The sequence below is a fragment of the Caballeronia sp. BCC1704 genome, from assembly GCF_902833455.1.
Classification (GTDB): domain Bacteria; phylum Pseudomonadota; class Gammaproteobacteria; order Burkholderiales; family Burkholderiaceae; genus Caballeronia.
This window is the reverse complement of sequence record NZ_CADFFT010000001.1, coordinates 1,626,486-1,650,158: the sequence shown is the minus strand read 5'-3', so window position 1 is coordinate 1,650,158 and position 23,673 is coordinate 1,626,486. Positions and strand designations below refer to the sequence as shown.

Here is a 23,673-nt window from a genome sequence, read left to right as displayed (position 1 = left end):
TTATTTGCTCAAAGAATCCAGTTCGGCCGCGGCCGCGCGCTTGCCTTCGAACAGCCCCGCCATGAAGAGGCCGATCTCCTCGGCGTTCGTCTCGCCCGTCGCGCGCACCGGCGAGAGCTTGCCGCGCGCGAGCACCGCGAGCCGGTCGCAGATGTCGAACAGTTCTTCGAGTTCTTCCGAGATCACGAGAATGGCGACGCCGCGCGACGCGAGATCCAGCAATTGCTGGCGGATGAAACCGGCCGCGCCGACATCGACGCCCCAGGTCGGCTGCGCGACGACGAGCACCTTCGGCGCCTGCAGAATCTCGCGTCCGACGATGAACTTCTGCAAGTTGCCGCCGGACAAGCTCTGCGCGAGCGCGCCGCTGCCGCCGCAGCGCACGTCGAACGCCTGGATGCAGCGATCAGCGAAGCTGCGCACCACGCCCGCGCGAATCCAGCCGCCGCGCACCATCTGTTGCCGATGCGCGGTCAGTAGACCGTTTTCCGCGAGCGACATCGCCGGGACCGCGCCGCGCCCGAGCCGTTCTTCCGGCACGAACGCAAAGCCGAGCCGCCGCCGCGCGCCCGCCGTGAGCCGCGCCGCGGGCGTGCCGCAGATCGACACGGCATCGGCCGCGACGTGGCGATCGCGAATCTCGCCCGAGAGCGCCGCGAGCAGTTCCGCCTGGCCATTGCCCGAGACGCCCGCGATGCCGAAGATTTCGCCCGCGCGCACCTCGAACGACACGTTCTGGAGCGAAGTGCCAAACGGGTCCGGACTGGCCACCGAAAGATTCCTGACCGCGAGCAGCGCATCGCCCGGCGTGTGGGCGCGGCGCGTGTAGTCGGGCAGCGAATGACCTACCATCAGCTGCGCGAGCGACGCATGCGTTTCCTTACGCGGATCGACATTGCCGGTCACCTGGCCGCCGCGCATCACCGTGGCGCTCTCGCACAGCGCCTGGATTTCGTCGAGCTTGTGGCTGATATAGAGAATGCTGCACCCTTCGGCCGCGAGCCGGCGCAGCACCGTAAAGAGCTTCTGGACGGCCTGCGGCGTGAGCACGGAAGTCGGCTCGTCCATGATGAGCAGCCGCGGGTTCTGCAAGAGGCATCGCACGATCTCCACGCGCTGCCGTTCGCCCACCGTCAGACTATGAACATGCCGCTGCGGATCGACATCGAGCCCGTAGTCCTTCGATACGTCGCGGATGCGCTTCGAAAGCGCCTTCATGTCGAACTTGTCGTCGAGCGCGAGCGCGATGTTTTCGGCGACCGTCAGCGTTTCGAACAGCGAGAAGTGCTGAAACACCATGCCGATGCCGAGCTTGCGCGCCGCAGCCGGACTGCCGATGTCGACGGTCTCGCCCTGCCAGCGGATCTCGCCTTCGTCCGGGCGCACGGCGCCGTAGATGATCTTCATCAGCGTGGACTTGCCGGCGCCGTTTTCGCCGAGCACCGCGTGGATCTCGCCGGGCATGACGACGAGATTCACGCCGTCGTTCGCCTTGACGGACGGGTACTGCTTGCTGATGCCGGACAACGCCAGGCGCGGTGGCGTTGTCGACTTTTGAATGGCGTCGCCCATTGAGCTCTGAATAAGCGCCCGGCCACCGAGCAGGCCGGACTGGAAAGGATTACCGCGAGAGCGAGCGCAGGACACCGTTGTCGCACGAACTCATATCGCGGGCAGAATTTACAGAATTCGAGACGCTAAGTCGATAACTCAAAATTAGCGCAACTCCCCGCCGAGCCAGTATTTGCGGGTTAGCCACACCTTGACGCAAAGTCTATGTCATATTAAAAATGATATGTTGTACCCCGCCGTCGATCAGCCAGAACATATAGTGGAGATAACATGAGTCAGCAACGCGAGGCGATCGATACGTACTTATTGCGCGTCTTGCATACCTTGCTGATGGAACGCAGCGTCACCCGCGCGGCCGTCAAGCTCAATCAGTCCCAACCCGCCATCAGCGCCGCGCTGCGCCGCCTGCGCGACATCACCGGCGATCCGCTGCTCGTGCGCGGCAAATCCGGCATGGTGCCGACCGAATACGGCCTGCGCCTGCTCGAACCGACGCAGAACGCGCTGCGCGAGATCGAGCGGATCAAGGTCCAGCAGCACAACTTCGACCCTTCGACGTCCGTGCGGTGCTATCGCATCGGCTGTCCCGACTATCTGAACGTGCTGTTCGTGCCGACGGTCGTCGAGCGTTTCCGGCAGGCCGCGCCGAACGCGACGCTCGAGTTCCATTCGCTCGGGCCCGCGTTCGATTACGAACTGGCGCTCGAAGACGGCAAGCTCGATATCGTCGTCGGCAACTGGCCGGAACCGCCCGAGCAACTGCATCTGTCGAATCTCTTCGTCGACAAGATCGTGTGTCTCGTCAGCAACACGCATCCGTTCGCGAAGCGCGGCGGGCTCACGCTCGATCAGTATCTCAACGCGCCGCACCTCGCGCCGACGCCCTATTCCGTCGGTCAGCGCGGAGCAATCGACGTGCATCTGGCGCGCGAGCGCCTGAAGCGCCATGTCGTCGTCACGCTGCCGTACTTCAATCTTGCGCCTTACGTGCTCATCAAGTCGGACCTCGTCTTCACGACCACGCGCCTGTTCGCCGCGCATTACGCGAAGTTCCTGCCGCTCGCGGTGGTGCCCGCGCCGCTCGACTTCCCGCCCATGCAGTATTACCAGCTCTGGCATGAGCGGTGTCACTACTCCGACGAAGTCCGCTGGCTGCGCAGTCTCGTCGCTGAGGCGACGCGGTCGCTGATCGATCAGCCTTGACCTCGCAAGAGGCGCGGCGCACCTTCAGCGCGCCGCGTTCGCCAGTTCACGTGGCAGCGTTTTGTGCGGCGCTATGACCGCACTCTTTCACGCCCACTTACCCGACGATCACGCTCGTCGCGCACTGCGACGACGCGCCCGTCACCTTGACACGCGCGTCGCGCCTTTAATGTGCCGCATTCGCCAATTCGCCCGCCAGCGCGTTATGCCGCTCGACCGCCGCGCGCAGATCCACCGTCGTCAAGCGCCCTTCCTTCACGACCACTTTTCCGTCGATGACGCTCGTCGCGACTTGCGACGGCGCGCGCCTCGCCTTGAGGCGCGCATTGCGCGTTCAGTGCGCCGCATTCGCCAATTCTCCCGCCAGCGCGTTATGCCGCTCGACGACCGCGCGCAAGTCCACCGTCGTCAGCCGCCCTTCCTTCACGACCACTTTCCCGTCGATCACGCTCGTCGCGACCTGCGACGGCGCGCGCCTCGCCTTGAGGCGCGCATTGCGCGTTCAGTGCGCCGCATTCGCCAGTGCGCCCGCCAGCGCGTTTTGCCGCTCGACGACCCCGCGCAAATCCACCGTCGTCAGCCGTCCTTCCTTCGCGACCACTTCTCCGTCGATCACGCTCGTCGCGCACTGCGACGACGCGCCCGTCACCTTGACACGCGCGTCGCGCCTTTAATGTGCCGCATTCGCCAATTCTCCCGCCAGCGCGTTATGCCGCTCGACCGCCGCGCGCAGATCCACCGTCGTCAGGCGCCCTTCCTTCACGACCACTTTTCCGTCGATGACGCTCGTCGCGACCTGCGACGGCGCGCAGAACACGAGCGCCGCGACGGGATCGTGCAGCGCGCCCGCGAACGCCGGCTGCGACAGGTCGAACGAGACGAAATCCGCCGCCATGCCGGGCGCGAGCGCGCCGATGTCGTCGCGGTTCAGTACCTTCGCCCCGCCGAGCGTCGCGATTTCGAGCGCTTCCCGCGCGGTCATGGCATCCGGTCCAAACCCGACGCGCTGGAGCAAAAGCGCCTGCCGCACTTCGGCGACCATCTGCGCGCCATCGTTCGATGCCGAGCCGTCCACGCCCAAGCCCACCGGCACGCCCGCGTCGCGCATCGCGCGGATCGGCGCGATGCCGGACGCGAGCCGCATGTTCGAACAGGGACAATGCGCCACGCCCGTTCCCGTGCGCGCGAAAAGCTCGATGCCCGGTTTGTCGAGCTGGACACAATGCGCGTGCCATACGTCATGGCCGACCCAGCCTAGGTCTTCGGCATATTCGGCGGGCGTCATGCCGAACTTTTCGCGGCTGTACGCGACATCGTTCACGTTTTCCGCCAGATGCGTGTGCAGCGACACGCCGTACCGACGCGCGAGCGCCGCGGAATCGCGCATCAACTCGCGGCTCACCGAAAACGGCGAGCACGGCGCGACGACCACGCGCAGCATCGCGTAGCGGCCTTCGTCGTGATACGTCTCGATGAGGCGCTGCGAGTCCTTCAGGATCGCGTCTTCTTTTTCGACGACCGAATCCGGCGGCAGCCCGCCGTCTTTCTGGCCGACGCTCATGCTGCCGCGCGCCGCGTGAAAGCGCATGCCGATCTCGCGCGCCGCCGCGATGCTGTCGTCGAGCCGGCTGCCGTTCGGATAGATATACAGGTGATCGCTCGATGTCGTGCAGCCGGAGAGCAGCAGTTCGGCCATCGCGGTCGTCGTGGAGACGGAGATCATCTCGGGCGTCAGATGCGCCCAGATCTTGTAGAGGTTCGTGAGCCAGCCGAAGAGTTCGGCGTTCTGCGCGGCCGGAACCGCCCGCGTCAGGCTCTGATACATATGGTGGTGCGTGTTGACGAGGCCGGGAATGACGAGATGCCCGCGCATGTCGAGCACGTCGTCGGCGGTCTGCGGAAGCTCGCTCGTCGGGCCGACCGCGACGATGCGGTTGCCTTCGATAAAGAGGCCGCCATCGGCGATTTCGCGGCGCTCTGCGTCCATCGTGACGAGCATGTGGGCGTTCTTGACGAGCAGGCTGCGGGGTGTCGCATTCATCGAATGTTCTCCGAAAACGGGTTGCATCAGGGTAAGAGGACCAGTGAAAGCCCCGGTTACCCAGCGTGGAACGCCGTCTTCGGGACGCGGCTCAATTGCGCGCGGTGTCACTGTCGGCAGCCAAAAACATGGCGGCAATCACGTGGGCGTCATAGTCGAGTTCAGCCCGGCGATATATTTGCGAATTTTGGCGCAGGTAGCATCGCAGCGAAAGCCGTGCAGATTGTCCGCGCGCCGTGGCTTTGCGGGAGCGGCGGCGCTCATGCGCCCGGCATTATCTTTCCTATCGCGGACGCACAGCGCGTCTCGAATTTCTACAATGCTGTACACGGCGCGCATCTGAAACGCCGACGGGTATGTAGCCACTGACGTGGAGCCTCGATCCGCCGCCGCCGCACGGTTCCCCACAGTGCGGATTTCGGATCGATGCGCGAGCCGGACATCGCACAACACAAGGAACATGCGAATGGGCAAGCTCACCACCCACGTCCTCGACACCGCGCACGGCCGCCCCGGCGCGAACATCCAAGTCGAGCTCTTCGCGCTATCCGGCGACACCCGGCGCGCAATCAAGACCACCCTGACCAACGACGACGGCCGCTGCGACGCGCCGCTGCTCGAAGGCGCGGAACTCGAAACCGGCGAATACGAACTCGTCTTTCACGCGGGCGATTATTTCGCCGCGCTTGGCGTGAAAGTGCCCGAACCGCGCTTCGTCGATCGCGTCGTGCTGCGCTTCGGCATCGCGGACGCCGCCGCGCACTATCACGTGCCGCTCTTGGTCTCGCCGTGGGCGTACAGCACGTATCGCGGCAGCTAACACGCGGCAGCTAACCCGCGCCAGACATAGCGATCACAGCACGCCGCGCATCGACGGCGTGCGCATAACGAATCGGTAGTGGAGGAGTTCATGGAAGGCTTTATCACCGACTGGCTGAACCTGGTCTTGCGCTGTCTGCACGTGATCGTGGCGATCGCGTGGATCGGCGAGTCGTTCTATTTCGTCGCGCTCGACAACAGCCTGAAACCGCCGCAGGACCCGAACGCGCGCCGGCGCGGCGTGTTCGGCGACTTCTGGCACGTGCACGGCGGCGGCTTCTATCACATGCAGAAGTATTCGGTTGCGCCGCAGGACATGCCGGAGAACCTGCACTGGTCGTTCTGGCCGTCCTACACCACGTGGATGTCCGGCTTCGGCCTCTTCTTCGTGCTGTATCTGCTCTCGCCGAGCACCTATCTGATCGACAAGAACGTGCTCGACATGGGACCGGTCGTTGCGGTGTCGGCGGCGCTCGGCTTTCTGATGGCCGGCTGGATCGTCTACGATTCGCTCTGCCGCCTGCTCGGCCACAACGACAAGCTGCTCGGCATCTGCGTCGGCATCTACGTGCTGATCGCGGCGTTCGTGGCGTGTCACGTATTCTCGGGCCGCGCGGCGTATCTGATCACCGGCGCGATGATCGCGACGATCATGTCCGCGAACGTGTTCTTCGTCATCATTCCGGGACAGCGCAAGATGGTCGCGGCAATGCTCAAGGGCGAGACGCCGAACGCCATCTACGGCAAGCGGGGCAAGCAACGTTCCGTGCACAACACGTACTTCACGCTGCCGGTCGTCTTCGCGATGCTGTCCAACCACTACGCGATGACTTACACGCACAAGTACAACTGGGTGATCCTCGTGCTCATCATGCTGGCGGGCGCGCTGATCCGTCAGTTCTTCGTGATGCGTCATCGCGGGCAGGTGCTGTGGTACATGCCGGTCGCGGGTCTCGTGCTGGTGCTCGGCGCATTCGCGTGGACGATGCCCGCGCCGACGGTGCCGGTCGCGCAGGCCGCTGGTGCGCCGACGATCAAGGTCGCCGACATTCAGCCGATCATCCAGCAGCGTTGCGCGGCGTGCCACTCCGCGCATCCGACGATGATGGGCAGCGCGCCCGCAGGCGTTCTCCTCGACACGCCCGCCGAGATTCGCCAGAACGCGCAGCGCGTGCATCAGCAGGCGGTGACGCTGAAAGCGATGCCGCTTGGCAACGTCACGCAAATGACGGATGCCGAGCGTCAGAAGATCGCTGCATGGTTTGACGGAGGCGCGGTGCAGTAAGCATCGCTGCCGATGCGAGACGGGCCGATCGGTTAGCGCCGATCGGCCCGTTTTTCATTGCGCGGCGAAGTAGGCTTTGACCGCGTCGATGACCGTGTCGATATCTTCGCGCGACACATCGCGATGCGTCACGAACCGCGATGCGTACAGCATCTGCGTGAGAATGCCGCGTTCCTTGAGCCAAGCTTCGAGCGGCGCGCAGTGCTTCGCGGGAATCTGCGCGAACACCATGTTGGTCGCTTGCGACTGAATCACGATTCCGTCGATGCCGGCAAGCCCCGCTGCGAGCCGCGCCGCGTTCTCGTGATCCTGCGCGAGCCCGTCGACATGATGATCGAGCGCGTGAAGGCACGCCGCCGCGAGCACGCCCGCCTGCCGCATGCCGCCGCCGAGCACCTTGCGCCAGCGGTGCGCGACATCGACGAGCGCCTTGCTGCCCACCAGCACCGAACCGACCGGCGCGCCGAGGCCTTTCGAAAAGCAGATGGAGACGGTATCGAACGGCGCGCACAGTTCGCTCACCGGCCGGTCCGACGCCACCACCGCGTTGAAGATGCGCGCGCCGTCCAGATGCGTCGAGAGGCCGCGATCGCGGGCCAGCTTCGTCGCCTGCGCCACGTAGTCGGCCCGCAGCACTTTCCCGCCGATGGTGTTTTCCAGCGCGAGCAGGCGCGAACGCGCGAAGTGGTCATCGATGGGCTTGATCGCCGCCGCGATCTTGTCGAGCGGCAACGAGCCGTCCGGCGCGTTCTCGATAGGCTGCGGCTGAATGCTGCCGAGCACCGCCGCCCCGCCGCCCTCGTACTTATACGTGTGCGCCGCCTGCCCGACGATGTACTCGTCGCCGCGCGCGCAATGCGCCATCAGCGCCGCGAGATTGCTTTGCGTGCCGCTCGGAAAGAACAGGCCCGCTTCTTTGCCGGTGCGCTCCGCGAGCGTGGACTGGAGCTTGAGCACCGTGGGATCGTCGCCCCAGACGTCGTCGCCTACTTCGGCGGCTGACATGGCGGCGAGCATCGCCTGGCTCGGGCGGGTGACGGTATCGCTGCGTAGGTCGATCTGGCGTGCTGGCATCGTGAGTCGCTTGGTCGGAAGTGAGCGGCATAGTGTAGCGCGCAACAAAAAAGACCGGCCATGCTGCGCCGGTCTTTCCGTGACTGCTATGGGCAATACGCGCAATACGCGCGACGACTCAGCGCAGCGCCTCTTGAGTCAGCCACAACGACTCTCTCAGGTCCTGCTCGTTCAGATTCAAGCCTTCCCCGCCGCGATCGACGACGATGAAATCGCTGACCTTATCCAGCGCAATCAGCGGATGATGCCAGACGCCTTTCGCGTAGTTCACGCCCTGCCAGCCGCGCGTGACGAACGCGCGGATCTGCGATTCGTCGAGGTCTCCCGCCGGCGCGACGACCACGAGATACGGCCGCTCATCGAGCGGAATGAACGCCTGCGAGCCGAGCGGATGACGCTCCATCATCTTTACTTCGAACGGCAGCACGCGCGGCTGTCCGCGAAAGAGATTCACGAGCGTGCGGCCGCCCTCATCCGTCACGTCGACCTTGCAGAGATCGTGAAAGCGGATCGTCGTGCCGAGGTTGATCGGGATCTGCTTCGCGCCGTCGAGCTCGATCACATCGCCGAAAGGCTCGAACGCCGCGCGCGTCAACGGTTCGATCGCGAGCGTCTTCATCATGCAAGCGTTCCGAAAAGACGCAGGCGCGACACGCCGCCGTCCGGGTAGATGTTGAAGCGCACGTGCGTGACCGGGCCGAGCGCCGCGAGTTCGGACTCGAAGAAATGCTGCTTGTCCATCTGCAGCTTCTGTTCCGACAACAGCACCGGCCAGAACATGGCCTGCGTGACGAGCGAGCTGTCCGTGCCGCCCTTCACATACGCCGCCTGCAAAGAGCAGCGGTCGGGGAAATTGCCCTTGAAGTGTGCGGTATCCACTTCGACTTTCTTGATAATGCCCGGCTGCGCGAGCGCGACGATACACCAGTCGTTGCCCGGCTCGCGGCGGCGGCGGGTTTCCCAGCCATCGCCCATATTGACGCCGCGGCCCGGCATCAAAAGCGTGGACGCGAGACCGAAGTGCTGGTTGTTCGTGCCGACCATGTACGCGCCGTTTTCCATCGCGGCGAGATCGAACAGTTCATTGCGATCCGCGTTGCGCCAGTCGAGTTGCGGCTGACCGTACACCCGCAAACGCGCGATGCCGCCGTCCGGATAGATGTTCACGCGCAAGTGCGTGAACGGCTCGGCCGAGGCGACATCCAGATAGTGATGGCTATTGCCCTGCAGCGTCGTGGACGGCACGATTTCCGTCCATTGCGTGGACTGGCTCGGCGCGCCGTCGGCGACATGCGCGCCTTCGATCGACGCCGCCGGCGGGAAGTTGCCGGTGAAGTGGCTCGTGTCCAGATCGATGCCCTTGATCACGCCCGGCCGCGCCAGCTTGACGATGCACCAGTCGTAGCCGGTCGTGCGCTTGCGGCGCGTTTCCCAGCCGTCCATCCACTTGCCGTGCTCGTCGTATTTGCCGGGGATGAACACGGCCGGCTCGGGGTTCAGCATGCGTTCCTTCGGCGCGAAGAAATCGTCGCTCGCCTCGAGTGCCTGCGCGCCCAGACGCGGGTCCGCGAGATTCACATAGCGGCGCGTGAAGTCGGGCGCGTTGGGATCGAGTGTCGGAATTGCCATTGTCTTCGTCCTATTGTCGTTGCAAGGGGGATCAGGCGCGGATCAGGTCGTCGAGCCTGAAGCGCGCGATCCGGTAAATCTGGTCGAGACTCGTGCGAAGCTCCTGGTCGCGGTCATGATTCACGCGCGCCTCGAAGTTCGCGATGATGCCGTGACGGTCATAGCCGCGCACCGCGAGAATGAACGGGAAGCCGAACTTCTCGCGATACGCCGTGTTGAGCGACTGGAGCTTGTCGAACTCTTCCTGCGTGCAGAGGTTCAGCCCCGCGCCGCTCTGCTCACGCGTCGATTCAGCCGTCAGTTCGCCGCGCACCGCTGCCTTGCCCGCGAGTTCCGGGTGAGCGTTGATGAGCGCGAGTTGCTTTTCTTCGCCCGCCGTCTCCACCGCTTGCGACATGGTCGCGTGCAATGCGTCGATGCTCGAAAACGGGCGCTTGGCCGCCGCGATCTCCGCAACCCACGGCGAATGCTCGAAGATGCCGGCGAGCACGGTCACGAACGCGTCGGCGGGCATGGTGTTGAGTTGGTCGAGTGTGGTTTGCATCGCCTTCATGCCGCCGTCCCGTTGTCTGCCTGCGTTTGATCGTAAGGGTGATGTTCGCGCCAGTGCCGCGCGATATCGACGCGACGCGTCACCCACACGCGGTCGTGCTTTTCGATGTGATCGAGAAACTTCTGCAGCCCGCGAAGACGCCCCGGCCGGCCGAGCAGCCGGCAGTGCATGCCGATGGACAGCATCTTCGGCGCTTCGTCGCCTTCTTCGTAGAGCACGTCGAACGCGTCGCGCAGGTAGGTGAAGAAGTGGTCGCCCGTATTGAAGCCTTGCGGCGTGGCGAAACGCATGTCGTTGGTATCGAGCGTGTACGGCACGATGAGTTGCGGCGTGCTCTTGCCGTTGCCGAGCTCGACGTCCATCCAGAACGGCAGATCGTCGCCGTAGTAGTCCGAGTCGTACAGAAAGCCGCCGTATTCCGCCACCAGCCGATGCGTGTTCGGACTGTCGCGGCCCGTGTACCAGCCGAGCGGCCGCACGCCCGTCACACGTTCGATGGCTTCCATGCCGAGACGCATATGCTCCGCTTCGCGCTCCGGCGACATGTCCTGATAGTGAATCCAGCGATACCCGTGGCACGCGATCTCATGCCCCAGTTCCACGAACGCCCGCGAAAGCTCGGGATGCCGCTCCATTGCCATGCCGACGCCGAACACGGTCAGCGGCAGGCCGCGCTTCTCGAACTCGCGCAAGATGCGCCAGACGCCTGCGCGCGAGCCGTATTCGTAGATGGACTCCATGCTCATGTGACGCGCCGGATACGACGCCGCGCCGACGATCTCCGACAAGAACTGCTCGGAGCCGGGATCGCCGTGCAGCACGCAGTTTTCGCCGCCTTCTTCGTAATTGAGCACGAATTGCACGGCGACGCGCGCACGCCCCGGCCAGTTCGCCTGCACGGGATGGCGGCCGTAGCCGATCAGGTCGCGTGGATAGTTCGGATCTAGAGACATGGCTGGGTCAGGAAACGGGGCGTTGGAAAGCGGAATGTCGACGATTCAGTGTAGCGAAAACGCCCGGATGCGCCCATACAGCGGCGCAGATATTGCGGGTCACGTCACCGGTATGTGTCGATCGTTTCGGGGCGCTCAGCGCGGGCCGAAATCGGCGAGCACGCCGTCGTAGCGTTTCGGCAGCGGCCGCGCGAAGTCGCCGCGTTTCGCCGTATGCAGCCTGAGCGCGATGAGCGCCTCGGCCCACTTGACCGCCGCCGTCACGCCTTCGACGACCGGCGCGCCGATAGCGTCCTCCACTTCGCGGCAGAATTCCGCCATGCCCGCGCAGCCGAGCACGATGGCGTCCGAGCCGTCTTCGTCGAGCGCGCGCCGGCATTCGTCGATGATCGTCTGCCGCGCCGCCGAGCCCGGCTCGTCCAGTTCGAGCACCGCGACGTCCGTCGCACGCACGTTCTTGCAGAAGCGCGTCATGCCGTAGCGCTCGGCGAGATGCCATGCCATGCCGCACGTGCGCCGCAGCGTCGTCACGACCGAAAAGCCCGGCGCGATGACGCTCGCCGCGTGCATGGCCGCTTCCGCGATGCCGATCACCGGCCCGCGCGCCAGTTCGCGCGCCGCGTACAGCGCCGGGTCGCCGAAACACGCGATCACGTAGCCGTCGAAGCCCTGCCGCTCGCCCGCCTCCACTTCGGCGAGCAGCCCGAGCGAGGCAATGGCTTCGTCGTAATAGCCTTCGATGGAAGGCGGGCCCATCGTCGGGCTCACCGCGACGATTTCCGTGCCCGGCGCGGCGACCTCGCGCGCGCAGCGGGCCATCGATTCCGTCATGCGCTGCGTGGTGTTCGGGTTGATCAGTTTGATGCGCATTGCTGTCTCCTGCTCATTGCGTCTCTCCGTCCGCCGCAACGTGTCGCGGCGGCTCGGGTTCCCTTCACTTCAAGCCGCGTGCTTGCGATCCGCCAGCATCCAGTAGAACAACGCGCCAAGCCCCGCGCCAATGAACCACGAGAAGTTCGCGGCGCCTTCGAGCGAAGGCAGCATCACGCACAGAATCGCGATGACTGCGGCGGGCAAGAGCGCCATCACTGCGCGGCGATTCACGCCCTTCGTGTACCAGTACTTGCCGGTGTCGGACGTCGTGTAGAGGTCGTTCACCGCGAGCTTGCCGCGCTTGAGCAAATAGAAGTCGAGGATCAGCACGCCGTACAACGGTCCGATGAAGCTGCCGAGAATATCCAGCGTGTAGTGGATCACGGCGGGGTTGTTGAAGAGGTTCCACGGCGTGATGAAGATGGACGCGGTCGCGGCCATCATCCCGCCCATGCGCCAGCTGATGAGACGCGGCGCGACGTTGGAGAAGTCGAACGCCGGCGACACGAAGTTCGCCACGATATTGATGCCGATGGTCGCGATGGTGAACGTCAGCGCGCCGAGAATGACGGCCGTCGGATGATCGATGCGGCCCACCGTTTCGACCGGATCGGTAATCAGTTGTCCGAAGACCGGCAAGGTGGCCGCCGTCGTGATGACCGTCACGAGCGAGAACGCGAGGAAGTTGACCGGCAGCCCCCAGAAATTGCCGCGCTTCACGCTGCGAAAGCTCTTGCAGTAGCGCGAGAAGTCGCCGAAGTTCAGCATCGGCCCGGAGAAATAGGACACGACGAGCGAGATCGCGGTGATCATCACCGGCACGACTTCCATGCCGTGATACTTCACGCCGCCGAGGTTCAGCCCGATGTTGTGGATGCCCGCGCGCCACACCATGTATCCGGCGAGCCCGAACATCACGACATAGACGGCAGGTCCCGCGAAGTCGATGAACTTCTTGATCATCTCCATGCCGCGCCAGAACACGACCGCCTGCAACACCCACAGCAGCATGAAACCGGCCCAGCCGAGCGCCGACAGCCCGACGAAGCCGTAGCGATGCACGTCCGCATAAGGCATCAGCGACGGCACGAACTTCAGCACGACGATCACGAGCGCGCTGGAAGCCAGATACGTCTGGATGCCGTACCACGCCACGGCGATCAACCCGCGAATGACGGCGGGAATGTTGGCGCCGAGCACGCCGAACGTCGCGCGGCACGCAACCGGATACGGCACGCCCGCCACCTGACTCGGCTTTGCGATGAGATTGCACAGGAGATTCACGAGCCCGATGCCGATCAGAAGCGACACGAGCACCTGCCAGCTCGTCAGCCCGAGCGCGAAGAGACTGCCCGCGAACACATAGCCGCCGACGCTATGCACGTCCGACATCCAGAACGCGAAGATGTTGTACGCGCCCCACGTCTGATTTCTGAGCGGCGCGAGATCTTCGTTGTACAGACGATCGCCGTAGCCGGCGGGCAAGCCGGTATCGTGTTCGGAAGATTCGTACGGGGTTTCATAGGGCGGCAGTGCTGAACTGCCGGGCGTTGCACTGAACTGAGCCATGACCTCTCCTTGAATGGGCGGCTTGCGTCATGAAAAAGCGGCAATTGCTTGGGATCAAGCGTCGTCGGATACCTTCGCGAACGGGCTCGCCGCCACGCTCGCGCGGTACTCTTCGGATTTGCTCCATCGCCTGCGGCGTAGTGCCGAGAGCGAGCGGGCTTTGGCCCCTCTCGCTCGCCGTCAGGCGTTTTTCATTGCACGCTCATCGATGAGCGTCTCGTTCAGTGCGGCGCATGCTGCGAACGGGGTCGCGCGTGCGTCTCGCCACGCGTCCGCTGCAATCGGCGCGGGCGCGGTTTCCAGTCATGTGTGTTCGTGCTGCGGCTTGCTTACGCGCCGAACGCCTTTTCGCGTTCGCCCGGCCTTGCGAATACTTCCTTCAGATCGACCGCGCCACGGACGGGCCGCTCCAGCATCTTCAGTTCGACATCGCGCAGATGTTGCGCCATCAGATCCGCGGCTTTCGCGGCGTCGCCAGCATCGAGCGCGGCGAGAATCGCTTCGTGATCTTCGAACGAGCACGAACTCTTGCCGAGCGATTCATACAGCGCCGAGATCAGCGTTGAGCGCGCGACGAGTCCGGACAGACAATCGCACAGCACGGCGTTGCCGGTGAGCGCGGCGAGTTCGGTGTGGAACTCGCCCGACAGCCGAATCCATGCGGAAAAGTCGCGGTTCTCGAACGCTCGCCTTTCGCGCCCGATGGTGGCACCGATCGACTTCAGCCGCCGCGTGCCGTGCCCTTTGCAGATGCGCTCGACGACAGCCAGCTCGACGATGCGTCGCATCTCGAACACGTCGTGCACTTCCTGCAGCGACGGACTCGCGACGAACGCGCCGCGATTCGGTTCGAGATCGACGAGCCGCTCGCCTGCCAGTTGCGACAGCGCCTGGCGCACCGGGCCGCGTTTCACGTCGAACACTTCGCACAACTGCGCTTCGGTCAGCTTCGCGCCGGGAGCAAGCCGGTGTTCGAGGATCGCGGCGCGGATGTTCTCGGCGATCGACTCGGGGCTCGCTGCGACGGCTCCGTTCAGAGAATCGGCGGAAGCGTTCGATGCAGCACTCGTTTTACGGTCGGACATGATGTGCTCGCTTGCATGTCGACCATCTTAGAATCGACATAAAGATTGTCAACAATTCAAATGAAAAAATCTTGGTCGAAGACGGCGTCGCGCGAGGTGAGGTTTGCCTGAAGGCCAATACCAACGGGCTGTTCAGGCGATTACGCTACTTTTTGTCGGCATTGCCCGCCGAATTTTGTCGACAATCCGGTGTGCTCGAATGGTGCATCGCGAGTCACGGTGACGCATAACAAAGACGGTTAGTTGCGTCATCAGCGTAACGAAATGGCACTCGAAACGAGTGCCCTCACCCGCAAACTCAAGCCAGATGCGGATAGTCCGACAGCGCCAGCGTGAAACCGCGCTCGTTCGCGACAAGGTGTGCAGTCGCACCAAAAGGCAGCGTGAGCAGATTATCGACGTGCCCGAACTGCAAGCCCGTCACAAACGGCACGCCGGTCGCCGCCCTCATCTGCTCGATCACCGCGTCGAGCGAGAAGCCGTTGTCGTAGTCGGACAGCCGCCCGCCCGAGAACTCGCCCATGATCACCGCTTGCTGCCGACCGAGCACGCCCGCCTGATGCAGCTGATAGATCATCCGCTCGATGCGGAACGGATGCTCGTTCACGTCTTCGATGAAAAGAATGCCGCCATCGACAGGCGGCAGATACGGCGTGCCGACGAGCGCGGCGAGTATCGCGAGGTTGCCGCCCCACAGCATGCCGGTCACGTCCACTGACTGGCGCTGCGGCGTTTGGCTCGTCACGGTGAACTTCGGCTGCGAGATCGCCTGCCAGAAGTGGTGCATGGTGAACGAGCTCAGGTGCTCCGCGCCGAAGTTTCCGGCGAACATCGGGCCGCCGAAGCTCTTCACCGCCGAACGCGCGTACAACGCGCACTGGATGGCCGTGAAATCGCTATGGCCGACGAGCGCCACAGGTTCGTCGGCGAGACGTCGCAGGCCGTCGTAGTCGAGGCCGTGCAGGATGCGCGATGCGCCGTACCCGCCGCGCACCGCCAGCACGATATCGGGCAGCGGCCGCGACGGATCGGCGAGACGGTTCAGATCGGCGGCGCGTTCGCTGTCGGTGCCGCCGAATCGCTGGAAGCGCCGGCGCGTCGCATCGAGATTTTCGAGCCGATGACCCTGCGCCCGCAAACGCCCGATGCCCCGCTCGACAGCGGCGGGATCGTGCGGATAGCCGGAAGGCGCGATGAGGTCGATGGTGCGTGATTTCACGATGTTCGGTTCGTGTTGGTGAAGGAATCGGCTGTTAGGCGCGCGGCGCGCTCTTCCCGCGCGAGAAGCCGCCGCTCGGCGAAGAAGTTCTTGAGCGCGTGGCCGCATTCGTCGGCGAGCACGCCGCCCGTCACGGCCGTGTGATGATTCAGCCGCTCGTTCGCGAACATATCGACGACGCTGCCGCACGCGCCGGTCTTCGGGTCGGCCGCGCCGTACACGACCCGCGCGATGCGCGCGTGCATGATCGCGCCTGCGCACATCACGCACGGCTCCAGCGTCACATACAGCTCGCAGCCCGGCAGCCGATAGTTCCGCAGCGCCTGCGCCGCGGCCCGCAGCGCGACCATTTCCGCGTGAGCGGACGGATCGTGCCCGCGAATCGGATGATTGAAACCCGTGGCGATGACTTCGTCGCCCAGCACGACGACCGCGCCCACCGGCACTTCGCCCGCGCGGCGCGCTTCGTCGGCGGCGCGTTGCGCGAGCGCCATGAAGCGGCGATCGCGGTCGCTGGCGGGAGCGGGATCTTCTGGTGTGTCGGGAGAAGCGCCGGGCGGCGGCTCGGTGAGCGTCAAGGCTGCTCCGGCTCCGTGTCGCCGCGCGCCGCGACGCGCTCGGAGAGCCGCTCCGCGATGCGCCGGCGATATTCGTGCGGCACGCAGCCGCCGCCGCGCAGCGATTCGAGCGCCATGTCGAGCGCGAGCACCTTCACCTGAATGCGGCAGCGGGCGGCAGGATCGGTTACTTTGTCGAGTTCGTCCTGCAGGCCGCGCAGCGCGCGAAGCTGCTCGACGGCGGGCGGAACGAAGCCCGCGTTCTTGAGAATACGGTTGGCGACGCGCACTTCCTCGGGAACGAGAAGATCGTCGTCCAACTGAAGCGGCGCGCCTGCGCCCGGCAAGTTGTTCAACTCGCCGCGAGACACGGCTTCGTTGATCCGCTGTTCTACCAGAGCATCTAGCAATTTCATCGGGGATTACGACCGGCTTTCGAATGACGCCGAAGCGGTCTGTCACGATTTGCGGGGTTAGCGTGAAGTCGGAGCCCGCCGGAACAACGCGCTCGCGCGTGGTTCGGCTCGCTTCGACAATTCATCTCGTATTCTATCAGCGGCGGCCCCGATTGCTTCGGGCGGCGCACGGCCGTTCGCGCGCGCCGGCCGTATAGAGAAGATATGCGGGGTTTTCGCGACATCGCTTGCCGCGCGCCGGCCGTCTGTGCTTACGAGCGCACGGGCTCGCGCGTGTAGCCTTGCGTCGCGAGGAGAAGACGCCGCGTGTACTCGTGCTCGACGTCGTGCGCCCTCACCGCCTCCACGCCGAGTTGCTCGACGACTTCGCCGTTGCGCATGACGGCCACGCGCTGACACAAGAAGCCGACGACCGCGAGATTGTGGCTCACGAGGATCATCGTGAGCTTGCGCTCGCGATGCAGACGCCGCAGCAGGTTCAGAATTTCGGCCTGCACGGAGACATCGAGCGCGGACGTCGGCTCGTCGAGCAGAAGCACGCGCGGCTCGACGATCAGCGCCCGCGCAATCGACACGCGTTGCCGCTGCCCGCCCGACAACTGATGCGGATAGCGAAAGCGGAACGCGGCCCCGAGGCCCACTTCGGCGAGCGCATCCAGAATGCGCGCGTCCTGATTGCCGATGCCGTTGATCGCGAGCGGCTCGCGCAATGTGCGGTCGACGGTGAAGCGCGGATGCAGCGAACCGTACGGGTCCTGAAACACCATCTGCACGTCGCGCTGCGGCCGATGCGCGACGGCCTGCCCGTCGATGCGCATGGCGCCTTCTGCAAGCGGCACGAGGCCCGCGAGCGCGCGCAGCAGCGTCGACTTGCCGCTGCCCGACTCGCCGACGAGACCGAATACTTCGCCATCCTCAACGCGCAAGGACACGTCGCGCACGGCATCGACATGGCCGGTTTTCGTCTTGAAGCGAATGTGCGCGTGGTCGATCTCGATCATCGCGCGGCCTCCTCGATCGTTTCCGCGAGCCACGACGGATCGCGGCGCAGCGTCGGCAATTCGTCGGGCGGATTGGTCAGCGGTGGGCTGGCCGCGAGCAGTCCGCGCGTGTACGGATGCCGCGCGTTGGCGAGTTCACGCGCCGCGCACGTCTCCACGACGCGCCCGCCGTACATCACCGCGACGCGATCGCAGAACGACATGACGAGCGGCAAGTCGTGGCTGATGAACACGAGCCCCGTGCGATGACGCTCGATCATTTCGTCGAGCACGGCGAGCACCTGCATCGACACGAGGACGTCGAGCGCGCTCGTCGGCTCGTCGGCAATCAGAAGGCGCGGACCGGCGCTCACCATCATCGCGATCATCACGCGCTGGCCCATGCCGCCCGACAACTCGTGCGGATACGCGTCCGCCACGCGCTCCGGGTCGCGGATATGCACGGCCGCGAGCGCCTCCACGATGCGCGACCGCATCGCGCGACGGTTCAAGCCGCCGTCCTGACGCGCGATGGTTTCGCGCATCTGCTGCGCGACCGTCATCACCGGATTGAGCGAGTACTTCGGGTCTTGCAGGATCATGCTCATCTGTGTGCCGCAGAGGCGCCGGCGCGCGCTCGGCTTCATCGCGAGCAGGTCGTGGCCGTCGAAGCGCAAAGCCTTCGCGGACCATCGCGCTTCGGGCGGCAAGAGGCCGAGCAGCGCGCGGCCGGTCAGCGACTTCCCCGAGCCCGATTCCCCGACGATGCCGAGCCGCTCGCCGCGCCGCACCGTCAGCGAGACGCCGCGCACGGCGGGCATCGCGACGCCGTCGTGGCCGGCGAAGGCGACTTCGAGACCGTCGATTTCAGCGAGCGCATCTTCCATGTCAGCCTCCATGACGCGGATCGAAGACATCGCGCAAGCCGTCGCCGAGCAGATTGAACGCGAGGCTCACCGCGAGAATCGCGAGGCCGGGAATGGTCGCGACCCACCAGGCGTCGAGCAGCACGTTACGGCCCGAGGCCACCATGTAGCCCCATTCCGGATTCGGCGGCTGCGCGCCCAGCCCGAGAAAGCCGAGCCCCGCGACGGCGAGAATGATGCCGGCCATATCGAGCGTCGCGCGCACGATCACCGACGACGAGCACAACGGCACGATATAGCGCAGCAGAATGCGCGTGTGCGATGCGCCCGCGAGCCGCGCCGCGTGGATGAAATCCGCCTGCGCGAGCCGCAGCGATTCGGCCCGCGCGAGCCGCGCATAAGGCGGCCACGCGGTGATGGAAATGGCGATGACCGCGTTCAGCACGCCCGGCCCGAGCGCCGCCGCGAACGCGAGCGCCAGCACGATCTTCGGGAACGCGAGCGCGACATCGGTCACGCGCATGAGCGCCGTGTCGACGAAGCCGCCGCAATAGCCCGCCAGCGTGCCGATCAGGAGTCCGACCGGCACCACGAGCACGACGACGAGCATCGCGATGGATAGCGTGAGACGCGAGCCATGCACCAGTCTCGACAGAATGTCGCGGCCGAGCTGATCCGTGCCGAACCAGTGCGCGGCGCCCGGCGGCATCAGACGATCGGCGAGCACCTGCCGCAGCGGGTCCTGCGTGACCAGAAGCGGCCCGACAGCCGCCGCCACGACGAGCACGATCAGAATGACGAGGCCCAGCATGCTGAGCGGATTGCCCGAAAACCGCCGCCAGCGCCGGTACGCGCGCCCGAGCGCGGCCTGTCGCGGGGACGCGGGCGTGTCGGTCAGGAGCCGCGCGCGCCACGTGGCTGGCGGAGGTTTCATCGGCGTGCGCTTGGCGGGCGAATGCATGCGGCAGGGTTCTCCTTTGTCAGCGAGCGCGCGGATCGAATACGCGGTACAGGGCATCCGTCAGCAGATTGAGCGCGATGAACGTCGCGCCGATCACGAGCGTGCTGCCGAGCACTGCGTTCATGTCGGCGTTCAGCAGCGCGCCCGTCAGATACGAGCCGATGCCCGGCCATGCGAAGACGATCTCGGTCAGCACCGAGCCTTCCAGCAAATAGCTATACGCGAGCGCGATGACCGTGAGCAACGGCACCGCGATATTGCCGAACGCATGACGCCAGATCACGCGGCGCTCGGGCAAACCCTTTGCGCGCGCGGTCGTCACGTACTCCTGGCTCAGTTGTTCGAGCATGAACGAGCGCGTCATGCGCGAGAGATACGCGATCGAATAGAACGCCAGCACGCCCGCCGGCAGCGCGATATGCGAAAACGCGTTGGCGAACACGTCCCACTCGCGGGCGATGAGCGCATCGATCAGCAGACTGCCGGTGCGCGTATCGACCATGCCGTCATACAGCGGATCGATGCGGCCCGGTCCCGACACCCAATGCAGCCGCGCGTAGAACAGCAGCAGCCCCATTAGCGCGAGCCAGAACACCGGCACCGAACTGCCCGCGAGGCCGATCACGCGCGCGACGTGATCGACCATGCGGTTGTGCCGCACCGCAGCAATGACGCCGAGCGGCACGCCGATCATCACGCCGATGAACGTCGAGAGCGTCGCCAGTTCGAGCGTCGCGGGAAAGACGCGCCGGATGTCGTCGATGACGGGATTCGCCGTCAGCAGCGACACGCCGAGATTACCGTGCAGCACGTCGCGGGCGTAAATCAGGAATTGATCGACGAGCGGCTTGTCGAGCCCGAGTTGCGCGCGCGCCGCGGCATACGCGCTCGCCGATGCGCGGTCGCCGAGAATCGCGAGCACGGGGTCGATCGGGATCTTGCGCCCGATGAAGAACGTGATCGCCAGCAAGCCGGTGAACGTGACGGCGAGCATCGCGATCCAGCGCAAGAGCGCGAGCGCGATCCGCGCGCCGCCGCGATTCGCGTTCGCGGCGCGCAGGCGGTCGAGCACGGTCGGATGCGGCGTCATCGCGTCATTGCTTCTTCAGGTTGCGATACGACACGAGATCGTTGATCGGCCCGACTTCCAGACCGGTCACGCCCGGACGCGCCGCCACTTGCGACACCTTCTGGAACATGATGACAAACGGCGACTTGGCGAGAACTTCGCGCTGCATCTTTTCGTACAACTGCGCGCGTTTCGCGGTCGAACTTTCCGCGAGCGCCGCGTTGGTTTCCTTCGTCAGATCCGGAATATTCCACGCATTGCGCCACGCGAGCATCTTGAAGCTCGACGCGTCCGAGTTGTCCGGATTCCACGCGAAGCCCTGCGCGTTGCTGTGCGGATCGATATAGTCCGCCGACCATTCGCCGATATAGATGTCATGCGCCCGCGCCCGGTAGCGGCCGAGCGTCTGCTTGTTGTCGCTCGGGATGAGCTGCACTCTGATGTTCGCGAGCGCGAGATTCGCCTGCACCGCCTGCGCGATCTCGCTGTACGGATAGTCGTTGCGCACGTCCATCTTCACGGTGAAGCCGTCCGCGAGCCCGGCTTTGGCGAGCAGCGCCTTCGCCTTCGCGACGTCCTGGTGATACGGGTTCTCGTTGAGCGCGCCGAGAAAGCCTTCGGGCAGAAACGTTTCGTGAACCTTGTACGTCGTGCGGATCACGTTCTTCTGAATACCCTGATAGTCGATCAGCCACTTCATTGCTTCCCAGACTTCCGGCTTCGCCAAGTACTGATTCTTGTTGTTCAGGCCGAGATACATGAGCGTCGCCTGCGGCACGGCCGTCGCCTTGATGACGCCGTTCTTCGAGAGCGTGTCGAGGTCGTCGGGGCTCAAATCGCGCGCCACGTCGATATCGCCGTTCTGGATCATCAGACGCTGGCTGGCCGCTTCGGTCACATGGCGCAGCACGATGCGCTTCATCGCGAGCGGCAGGCGATAGCCGTCGAAACGTTGCAGCACGATGCTGTCGTTCGCCGTCCACTTCACGAGCTTGTACGCGCCCGAGCCGGCCTCGTTGGTCTTGAGCCAGTCGTTGCCATAGTCGTTACCTTTGGCATGCGATTCCAGCAGCTTGCGATCCACCACCGACGCCGGCCACGCGCCCAGCACGTTGAGCACGAAAGTCGGCGCGTAGCGTTGATCGGTCGTGACGGACACCGTGCTGTCGTCGATCTTCTTCACGTTCGCGAGCGCGTTGGCCTTCGTGATGCCGATGCCCGCGAGCACCGCCGCCGCGCCCTTGTCGAGCAACGCCGTGCGCTGGATGGACCACGCGACGTCATCCGCCGTGAGCGGATTGCCGGAATGGAACTTGAGGCCGGAGCGGATCTTGAACGTGAACGTGAGCCCGTCCGGGCTGACCGTCCACGACTGCGCGACGTCGCCGTTGAACTTCGACGGGTCTTTCAGATCGACGCGCACCAGACGGTCGTACGTGTTCGCGACGTATTCTTCCGGCACGAGCTCGTAGACTTCGCCCGGATCGAGCGTGGTGAATTCGTCGAGCAGCGTCGCCATGACGAACATGTCCTTCGGCGTCGCCGCGTGCGCTGCACAGGCGAAACTCAACGCCAGCGTCATCGCGACAAGGGCCTTTCGTGCGCTCAGTCTCATGGTTGTTTATCTCGTTCACATCAGCCGCAAGGGGCCGCTTTCTTCGTTGTCGATGAGCGCGAGTTCGCGCGATCCGGGTAACTCGTAATGCCACCATTCGCTCGGAATATGCGCGAAGCCCGCGCCGTGCATGACGCCGAGCAAGAGCGTGCGATTGCGCTGCACGTGAGCCGGCAGACCCGCGTGAAAGTGGCCGGACTCGGGCACCATCGCGTCGAAGCCGGTGCCCATGTCGAACTCGATGCCGTCGCTATCGACGAGCGTCAGGTCCACCGCCGTGCCGCGGCTGTGATTCGAGCCGCGGCCGAGATCGGCGATGAACGTGGGATCGGGCAGGAAGTTCCACAGCACTTCCTGCGCTTGCGGCGGACGGTAGGCGTCGAAGATCTTCAGCGTCGCGCCGAAGCTCTGCGCGATCGTCACCGCTTGGCGCAATGCCGCTTCGGCGGGTTCGAGCAGCAGGCAATGCTGCGTCTTGTAGATGGGCTTGCCGGTGAGATTGCGATCGGTCGCGTAGACGAGGTCGATCTGGACGTGATGCGTTTCAGGCGTGACGGGCAGCAGACGGGATCGAGTCATGTAATCGGAATCCTTGGGTCGAACCCTTGAACCTTAACCCGGACGAAAAATCCGCGAAACAGTTTATTCCGAATGTGCGGCGTCTTATGCGGCGTCTTATGCGTCGAGCGGCCAGCGTTCGATGACCTGATGCTCCGAGCGTCCGAGCAGACTGCGCACGAGGGCGAACTCGCGCACGGTCCATGTGATCGGCTGAACGGCTTGTCGCGCGACGCGATGCTCGTCGTAAAGCAACGTCACGTGCGGGATGAAGCGCGGATGCGATTTGACGAAGATGCCGACTGATTGCAGCGTTTTGTCGAGTTGATCGACGAAAGCGGAGAACGCGTCGCCCGGCTCGCCCGCTATGACGAGCGGCCGCTTGGGACGGCGCGTGGCGAAGGTTTCGACGCGGTCGAGCGTCACGTCGAATGACGGCATGTGAACCGATGAAGCCGCCGCGTGGGTCGCAGCCAGCGTGTCGGCCGGCACGCCCGCGAAAACGCCGAGGTAATGCAGGGTGATGTGCAGGCGGTCGGCGGGAATGGGCCGCGCCTTTAGCGCGTGTTCTGCGCGAAGGCGCGCCGCGTGGTCCCCGATGCGCTCGGCAGCGGCGGCATCGGGGTAGACCGCGAAGAAGAGCGAGTCGGTGGGACGGTCAGGGCGAGGGGTGTTCATGCGTCTTCACAGGTTTGACTCGCGTGCCGATCGTGACGGCTGACGCCGGCACACACCGAATCAGCGCCCATGTTGTTTGGAAAAAAATCCACGAACGT

Annotated in this window: 24 protein-coding genes; 3 read left to right on the top strand and 21 right to left on the bottom strand. The window is 64.8% G+C overall.

Features of this window, described 5'->3' with window-relative positions; translation table 11 throughout:
* The gene (locus tag HWX53_RS07705) at positions 1–1,572 is read right to left on the bottom strand and encodes an ABC transporter ATP-binding protein (protein WP_175940179.1); all 1,572 of its coding nucleotides are present in this window, start codon (positions 1,570–1,572) and stop codon (positions 1–3) included.
* Between the two features lie 270 nt (positions 1,573–1,842).
* Between HWX53_RS07705 and HWX53_RS07700 the strand changes: the two genes are divergently transcribed.
* Complete coding sequence (locus HWX53_RS07700) at positions 1,843–2,775, top strand: LysR substrate-binding domain-containing protein (protein ID WP_175940178.1); 933 nt, start codon at positions 1,843–1,845, stop codon at positions 2,773–2,775.
* 502 nt (positions 2,776–3,277) lie between these two features.
* Here the strand turns inward: HWX53_RS07700 and HWX53_RS07690 are convergent.
* Together HWX53_RS07690 and HWX53_RS07685 are read right to left on the bottom strand one after the other, a co-directional pair.
* Positions 3,278–3,424 (bottom strand): hypothetical protein, encoded by a 147-nt coding sequence (locus HWX53_RS07690; RefSeq protein ID WP_175940177.1) that lies wholly within the window; start codon positions 3,422–3,424, stop codon positions 3,278–3,280.
* A gap of 21 nt (positions 3,425–3,445) precedes the next feature.
* On the bottom strand, positions 3,446–4,843 hold the full coding sequence (locus HWX53_RS07685) for an 8-oxoguanine deaminase (RefSeq protein WP_347879151.1): 1,398 nt from the start codon (positions 4,841–4,843) through the stop codon (positions 3,446–3,448).
* 439 nt (positions 4,844–5,282) lie between these two features.
* On the opposite strand from HWX53_RS07685, the gene uraH reads away from it, so the two are divergent.
* Positions 5,283–5,636, top strand: a complete 354-nt coding sequence (gene uraH / locus HWX53_RS07680) for a hydroxyisourate hydrolase (protein WP_175940175.1) — start codon at positions 5,283–5,285, stop codon at positions 5,634–5,636.
* A gap of 90 nt (positions 5,637–5,726) precedes the next feature.
* Positions 5,727–6,920, top strand: coding sequence for a urate hydroxylase PuuD (locus HWX53_RS07675; RefSeq protein WP_175940174.1), 1,194 nt, complete (start codon positions 5,727–5,729; stop codon positions 6,918–6,920).
* Positions 6,921–6,974: 54 nt separating this feature from the next.
* On the opposite strand, the gene ltaE is transcribed toward HWX53_RS07675, so the two are convergent.
* From ltaE to thpR, 18 genes are all read right to left on the bottom strand, one after another.
* Complete coding sequence (gene ltaE, locus HWX53_RS07670) at positions 6,975–7,994, bottom strand: low-specificity L-threonine aldolase (RefSeq protein WP_175940173.1); 1,020 nt, start codon at positions 7,992–7,994, stop codon at positions 6,975–6,977.
* A 118-nt stretch (positions 7,995–8,112) separates the two neighbouring features.
* The gene (locus HWX53_RS07665) at positions 8,113–8,613 is read right to left on the bottom strand and encodes an ureidoglycolate lyase (RefSeq protein ID WP_175940643.1); all 501 of its coding nucleotides are present in this window, start codon (positions 8,611–8,613) and stop codon (positions 8,113–8,115) included.
* Positions 8,613–9,623, bottom strand: a complete 1,011-nt coding sequence (gene alc, locus HWX53_RS07660; RefSeq protein ID WP_175940172.1) for an allantoicase — start codon at positions 9,621–9,623, stop codon at positions 8,613–8,615. Before alc ends, HWX53_RS07665 begins: the two co-directional genes overlap by 1 nt.
* 31 nt (positions 9,624–9,654) lie before the next feature.
* Positions 9,655–10,176, bottom strand: a complete 522-nt coding sequence (uraD, locus tag HWX53_RS07655) for a 2-oxo-4-hydroxy-4-carboxy-5-ureidoimidazoline decarboxylase (RefSeq protein ID WP_175940171.1) — start codon at positions 10,174–10,176, stop codon at positions 9,655–9,657.
* Positions 10,173–11,129 (bottom strand): allantoinase PuuE, encoded by a 957-nt coding sequence (puuE, locus tag HWX53_RS07650; RefSeq protein ID WP_175940170.1) that lies wholly within the window; start codon positions 11,127–11,129, stop codon positions 10,173–10,175. Before puuE ends, uraD begins: the two co-directional genes overlap by 4 nt.
* Positions 11,130–11,264: 135 nt before the next feature.
* A complete protein-coding gene (locus HWX53_RS07645) occupies positions 11,265–11,999 on the bottom strand; it encodes an aspartate/glutamate racemase family protein (protein ID WP_175940169.1) in 735 nt (244 codons plus the stop codon).
* 69 nt (positions 12,000–12,068) lie between these two features.
* The gene (locus HWX53_RS07640) at positions 12,069–13,571 is read right to left on the bottom strand and encodes an NCS1 family nucleobase:cation symporter-1 (protein WP_175940168.1); all 1,503 of its coding nucleotides are present in this window, start codon (positions 13,569–13,571) and stop codon (positions 12,069–12,071) included.
* A gap of 329 nt (positions 13,572–13,900) precedes the next feature.
* On the bottom strand, positions 13,901–14,656 hold the full coding sequence (locus HWX53_RS07635) for a GntR family transcriptional regulator (RefSeq protein ID WP_175940167.1): 756 nt from the start codon (positions 14,654–14,656) through the stop codon (positions 13,901–13,903).
* Positions 14,657–14,954: 298 nt separating this feature from the next.
* Positions 14,955–15,878 (bottom strand): muramoyltetrapeptide carboxypeptidase, encoded by a 924-nt coding sequence (gene ldcA / locus HWX53_RS07630; protein WP_244140052.1) that lies wholly within the window; start codon positions 15,876–15,878, stop codon positions 14,955–14,957.
* Positions 15,872–16,453, bottom strand: coding sequence for a tRNA adenosine(34) deaminase TadA (gene tadA, locus HWX53_RS07625; RefSeq protein WP_175940165.1), 582 nt, complete (start codon positions 16,451–16,453; stop codon positions 15,872–15,874). Before tadA ends, ldcA begins: the two co-directional genes overlap by 7 nt.
* Positions 16,450–16,848: a DnaJ family domain-containing protein gene (locus HWX53_RS07620; protein ID WP_175940164.1), complete on the bottom strand. Its 399-nt coding sequence runs from the start codon at positions 16,846–16,848 to the stop codon at positions 16,450–16,452. Before HWX53_RS07620 ends, tadA begins: the two co-directional genes overlap by 4 nt.
* 251 nt (positions 16,849–17,099) lie before the next feature.
* Positions 17,100–17,849 (bottom strand): ABC transporter ATP-binding protein, encoded by a 750-nt coding sequence (locus tag HWX53_RS07615; RefSeq protein WP_175940163.1) that lies wholly within the window; start codon positions 17,847–17,849, stop codon positions 17,100–17,102.
* Positions 17,846–18,715, bottom strand: a complete 870-nt coding sequence (locus tag HWX53_RS07610; protein WP_244140013.1) for an ABC transporter ATP-binding protein — start codon at positions 18,713–18,715, stop codon at positions 17,846–17,848. Before HWX53_RS07610 ends, HWX53_RS07615 begins: the two co-directional genes overlap by 4 nt.
* Before the next feature lies 1 nt (position 18,716).
* The gene (gene nikC / locus HWX53_RS07605) at positions 18,717–19,628 is read right to left on the bottom strand and encodes a nickel transporter permease (protein ID WP_175940162.1); all 912 of its coding nucleotides are present in this window, start codon (positions 19,626–19,628) and stop codon (positions 18,717–18,719) included.
* 46 nt (positions 19,629–19,674) lie between these two features.
* On the bottom strand, positions 19,675–20,745 hold the full coding sequence (locus HWX53_RS07600; RefSeq protein ID WP_175940161.1) for an ABC transporter permease: 1,071 nt from the start codon (positions 20,743–20,745) through the stop codon (positions 19,675–19,677).
* A gap of 4 nt (positions 20,746–20,749) precedes the next feature.
* Positions 20,750–22,339: an ABC transporter substrate-binding protein gene (locus tag HWX53_RS07595; protein ID WP_175940160.1), complete on the bottom strand. Its 1,590-nt coding sequence runs from the start codon at positions 22,337–22,339 to the stop codon at positions 20,750–20,752.
* Positions 22,340–22,354: 15 nt separating this feature from the next.
* On the bottom strand, positions 22,355–22,918 hold the full coding sequence (gene ddpX / locus HWX53_RS07590; RefSeq protein WP_175940159.1) for a D-alanyl-D-alanine dipeptidase: 564 nt from the start codon (positions 22,916–22,918) through the stop codon (positions 22,355–22,357).
* 96 nt (positions 22,919–23,014) lie between these two features.
* On the bottom strand, positions 23,015–23,575 hold the full coding sequence (gene thpR / locus HWX53_RS07585; protein WP_175940158.1) for an RNA 2',3'-cyclic phosphodiesterase: 561 nt from the start codon (positions 23,573–23,575) through the stop codon (positions 23,015–23,017).
* Positions 23,576–23,673: the final 98 nt, after the last annotated feature.